Here is a 5,000-nt window from a genome sequence, read left to right as displayed (position 1 = left end):
ACATAATCAGAGAAATCAGCGTATACGTTATAGGTTGCTTGTGACTTTGAGGGCAAAAGGCCTCAGGGTTATAGGATCAAGCGACTAAGTGTATGTGGTGGATGCCTTGGCGATCACAGGCGATGAAGGACGTGACAGCCTGCGAAAAGCTGTGGGGAGCTGGCAAATAAGCTTTGATCCACAGATGTCCGAATGAGGGAACTCACCTGCTTTGCAGGTATCCCATCCTGAATATATAGGGATGGGAGGCGAACGAAGCGAACTGAAACATCTAAGTAGCTTCAGGAAAAGAAATCAACCGAGATTCCGAAAGTAGTGGCGAGCGAAATCGGATCAGCCCAGCACTCGATAGCAGCCAACTTACGGGAACGGTCTGGAAAGTCCGGCCATAGAGGGTGATAGCCCCTTACTGGAAAAGGCAGCTGTGGTACTAAGTGTGCGATAAGTAGAGCGGGACACGTGACATCCTGCTCGAAGATGGGGGGACCATCCTCCAAGGCTAAATACTCGTGATCGACCGATAGCGTACCAGTACTGTGAAGGAAAGGTTAAAAGAACCCCGGGAGGGGAGTGAAATAGATCCTGAAACCGCATACATACAAACAGTAGGAGCCTCGTTAAGGGGTGACTGCGTACCTTTTGCATAATGGGTCAGCGACTTACGTTTAATGGCGAGCTTAACCGTATAGGGGAGGCGCAGCGAAAGCGAGTTCGAACAGAGCGTTCAGTCGTTAGGCGTAGACCCGAAACCAGATGATCTATCCATGGCCAGGTTGAAGGTGTGGTAACACACACTGGAGGACCGAACCGACTAGTGTTGCAAAATTAGCGGATGAGCTGTGGATAGGGGTGAAAGGCTAAACAAATCTGGAGATAGCTGGTTCTCCCCGAAAACTATTGAGGTAGTGCCTCGTGTATGACTCCAGGGGGTAGAGCACTGTTATGGCTAGGGGGACATGGCGTCTTACCAAACCATGGCAAACTCCGAATACTTGGAAGTTTGAGCACGGGAGACAGAGCACCGGGTGCTAACGTCCGGACTCAAGAGGGAAACAACCCAGACCGCCGGCTAAGGTCCCTAATATTGACTAAGTGGAAAACGAAGTGGAAAGGCTAAGACAGTCAGGAAGTTGGCTTAGAAGCAGCCATCCTTCAAAGAAAGCGTAATAGCTCACTGATCGAGTCTTTCTGCGCGGAAGATGTAACGGGGCTAAGTCAATAACCGAAGCCGCGGATTCACACTTGTGTGTGAGTGGTAGGGGAGCGTTCTGTAAGCCTGCGAAGGTGACTCGTAAGGGTTGCTGGAGGTATCAGAAGTGCGAATGCTGACATGAGTAACGTTAAAGCGGGTGAAAAGCCCGCTCGCCGTAAGCCCAAGGTTTCCTGCTCTACGTTCATCGGAGCAGGGTGAGTCGGCCCCTAAGGTGAGGCTGAGAAGCGTAACTGATGGGAACAAGGTTAATATTCCTTGACCACCGCTGAATGCGAAGGGGGGGACGGAGTATTGAAGATCATCCGGGTGTTGGATATCCCGGTTTGCGAGCGTAGGAGGCTGACAGGCAAATCCGTCAGCGAATCTCCGAGGCGAAGCATCGAGCTCTCTTTTGAGCGAAGTGATTGGATGTGCTTCCAGGAAAAGCCTCTAAGCTCCAGTTCAGCGGGACCGTACCGCAAACCGACACTGGTGGGCGAGCTGAATATGCTCAGGCGCTTGAGAGAACTCAGGAGAAGGAACTCGGCAAATTGACACCGTAACTTCGGGATAAGGTGTGCCTTTGTAGCGTGGAGGGAGAAACACCCCGAGCGCGAAGAGGTCTCAGATAATCGGTGGCTGCGACTGTTTATTAAAAACACAGCACTCTGCAAAGACGAAAGTCGACGTATAGGGTGTGATGCCTGCCCGGTGCTGGAAGATTAATTGATGGGGTGCAAGCTCCTGATCGAAGTCCCAGTAAACGGCGGCCGTAACTATAACGGTCCTAAGGTAGCGAAATTCCTTGTCGGGCAAGTTCCGACCTGCACGAATGGCATAACGATGGCCACACTGTCTCCTCCTGAGACTCAGTGAAGTTGAAGTGTTTGTGATGATGCAATCTCCCCGCGGCTAGACGGAAAGACCCCATGAACCTTTACTGTAGCTTTGCATTGGACTTTGAACCGATCTGTGTAGGATAGGCGGGAGCCTGTGAAACCACAACGCCAGTTGTGGCGGAGGCGTCCTTGAAATACCGCCCTGATTTGTTTGAGGTTCTAACCTGGGACAGTTATCCTGTCCGGGGACCGTGCATGGTAGGCAGTTTGACTGGGGCGGTCTCCTCCTAAAGGGTAACGGAGGAGTGCGAAGGTACGCTAGGTACGGTCGGAAATCGTGCTGATAGTGCAATGGCAAAAGCGTGCTTGACTGCGAGACCCACAAGTCGAGCAGATACGAAAGTAGGTCATAGTGATCCGGTGGCTCTGTATGGAAGGGCCATCGCTCAACGGATAAAAGGTACTCTGGGGATAACAGGCTGATACCGCCCAAGAGTTCATATCGACGGCGGTGTTTGGCACCTCGATGTCGGCTCATCTCATCCTGGGGCTGTAGCCGGTCCCAAGGGTATGGCTGTTCGCCATTTAAAGAGGTACGTGAGCTGGGTTTAAAACGTCGTGAGACAGTTTTGTCCCTATCTGCCGTGGGCGTTGGAAGATTGACGGGGGCTGCTCCTAGTACGAGAGGACCGGAGTGGACTCACCTCTGGTGTACCGGTTGTCACGCCAGTGGCATCGCCGGGTAGCTATGTGGGGAAGAGATAACCGCTGAAAGCATCTAAGCGGGAAACTTGCCTGAAGATAAGTCTTCCTGGAGGCTAGACCTCCCTAAAGAGTCGTTCGAGACCAGGACGTTGATAGGATGGGTGTGTAAGTGCTGTGAGGCACTCAGCTAACCATTACTAATTGCTCGTGAAGCTTGATCCTATAACCGTGAAGCTTTTTTGACTGAATGTCGTCAAGAGAATTTCTGAGTCAATGAATCACAGCTCAGCTTTGTTTCTGACCAAGTGAAGAATTCGCTGCTCGCGCAGCAAAGCCTTTGCCTGATGACCATAGAGAGGTGGTCCCACTCCTTCCCATTCCGAACAGGACAGTGAAACACCTTATCGCCGATGATAGTTGGTTGTATTTCCAGTGAAAGTAGGACATCGTCAGGCTCACCATTCCAAAAACCCCGGTTTCGAAAGAGACCGGGGTTTTTGTTTTTCAACGCCTGAAGGATTTCGGCCCCGCGGATGCGCAACGGCCCGCAGACGGGGCCTGCGGGCCGGGACCTCAGGAAGTGTCTCAGACGCCTTCAGAGGCCCTTGGGGAGCCTCAGATGACTTCCCAGTGGTGGTGCACGCCTGCGGCCTGGCAGACGTTCAGAATGGCCGCCATTTCGCCGTCGGAGATCTCGACGCCGTTGGCAAGCCTGTCGGCCATGCGGAGGCGTTCGGGTTCGCCCGGCGTGAGCACGGGGTTGTTGACGGGGTCGGGAGCCGGAGAGCTCTTGACGTAGTCGACCATCGCATCGAATTCGGCCTTCATCCAGTCGAGGTTGCCGAGCACGGACGGATCGATCATGAAGGCCGTCATGTTGTTGACGATGCTGCCGTCGCGCTCGTGGCCCGGCTGGATGGTCTCGCCGTGCGCGAGGAGGCCTGCAAGCAGCTCGCAGGCCATGGCGAGGCCCGAGCCCTTGTGCTTGGCGAACGCCATCAGGGCACCCTTCTCGCCTTCCTGCCACATCGGTGTGGGGTCGTTGGTGGGATGACCGTCGACGTCGAGCACCACGGGTTCGTCGAACTTCTTGTCGGCGAGATAGGCGACGCGGGTCTTGCCCATCGCCACGATCGACGTGGCGAAGTCCAGGATGAACGGACCGTGCGCGTCGGTGCCGGGCATCGCCACGCACATGGGATTTGTGCCGAAGCGGGCCTTGGAGCCGTTGAACGGCGCGACGAGCGGAAAGAAGTGGTTGACGTTCACGAAGTGGATCGAGACCATGCCTGCGGCGGCAGCCTGCTCGCCGTAGGTGCCGATGCGGCCGAGATGGCAGCTGCGACCGATCGTGTACATGCAGATGCCGTGCTTCTTCGCGCGCTCGATGGCCATGTCGGTCGCCTCGCGGCCGATGCGCTGGCCGTAGCCTCGGCAACCGTCGAGCTGGAGCACGGGGCCCGTGTCCTTGATGACGTTGAGCGGGGCGTTGGGAATGAGCTTGCCTTCGTTGAGGTACTGGGCGTACATGGCGATCATGCCCACGCCGTGGCTGTCGTGGCCGCGAAGGTTCGCGCCGATCATGTGTTCGGCGACGACGCGGGCTTCGTCCTCGCTGCTGCCGGTGGCCTCGAGGAAGTCACGGGCAAGGCTCTCAAGTTTTGCTGCTGGGTAGCGCATGGCTGTTGTCCTTTATATGAAAGTCGGTTCGAAATCCGCAGGATTCCGATTCCTACATTCTAGGACGACGGGAGGGTGGCGGACATCAGGCTCATGACCTAGTCCTCGAGGCGCTTCGCAAGAAAGCGGGTTCAAAAAAGGGGGCCGCGGACGCATGCGAGCGTCGACGCGGCCCAAGACCCGGCTCTTTCGGTCCACCTGTACCGGAAGAGCCAAACCGGGGAGGGAAGACAGACAGAAAGGTTTCTCTCCACCGGGACGATCCGGATAACCCAATCCGATTCGCCGAAGTCAACGATACATGCCACAAGGCGGTGCCTCAATGGGTAAAGTGCTTAGACGAGAAGGGGAAACGCGGGAATCGTGACGCGCGGCAAAGTGGGCAGGGAAAAGTGCCTAGTGGTTCCGGACTAATGCGAAATCCAAGCCCGAAGGCGGAGGCGTGCGGCGCATTGCAGGGACGAAAAAAAGCGGCGCCTTCTTGCGAAAGCGCCGCTTTTCGAATTCGTGGCTCCCCGAGCTGGGCTCGAACCAGCGACCTGCGGATTAACAGTCCGTCGCTCTACCGACTGAGCTATCGGGGA

The 5,000-nt window shown here is 55.6% G+C and carries 1 protein-coding gene, 1 tRNA gene and 2 rRNA genes; 2 read left to right on the top strand and 2 right to left on the bottom strand.

Going from position 1 to position 5,000, the window contains the following annotated elements; genetic code table 11:
- The first annotated feature begins 74 nt into the window (after nucleotides 1-74).
- Nucleotides 75-2,958: ribosomal RNA gene (locus tag HMPREF9465_RS02120) — 23S ribosomal RNA — on the top strand.
- 118 nt (nucleotides 2,959-3,076) lie between these two features.
- A 5S ribosomal RNA gene (gene rrf, locus HMPREF9465_RS02115) occupies nucleotides 3,077-3,191 on the top strand.
- Nucleotides 3,192-3,351: 160 nt separating this feature from the next.
- On the opposite strand, the gene HMPREF9465_RS02110 is transcribed toward rrf, so the two are convergent.
- Both HMPREF9465_RS02110 and HMPREF9465_RS02105 read right to left on the bottom strand, forming a co-directional pair.
- Nucleotides 3,352-4,416: a malate/lactate/ureidoglycolate dehydrogenase gene (locus tag HMPREF9465_RS02110; protein ID WP_005433649.1), complete on the bottom strand. Its 1,065-nt coding sequence runs from the start codon at nucleotides 4,414-4,416 to the stop codon at nucleotides 3,352-3,354.
- 508 nt (nucleotides 4,417-4,924) lie between these two features.
- Nucleotides 4,925-5,000, bottom strand: a tRNA-Asn gene (locus HMPREF9465_RS02105).

The sequence above is a fragment of the Sutterella wadsworthensis 2_1_59BFAA genome (assembly GCF_000297775.1).
GTDB classification, from domain to species: Bacteria; Pseudomonadota; Gammaproteobacteria; order Burkholderiales; family Burkholderiaceae_F; genus Sutterella; species Sutterella wadsworthensis_A.
This window is presented reverse-complemented; position numbering and strand designations above follow the sequence as displayed.

What these genes read in the sequence shown, in the direction of transcription:
- HMPREF9465_RS02110 (WP_005433649.1), bottom strand. Translation starts at nt 4,416, where the DNA reads ATGCGCTACCCAGCAGCAAAACTTGAGAGCCTTGCCCGTGACTTCCTC.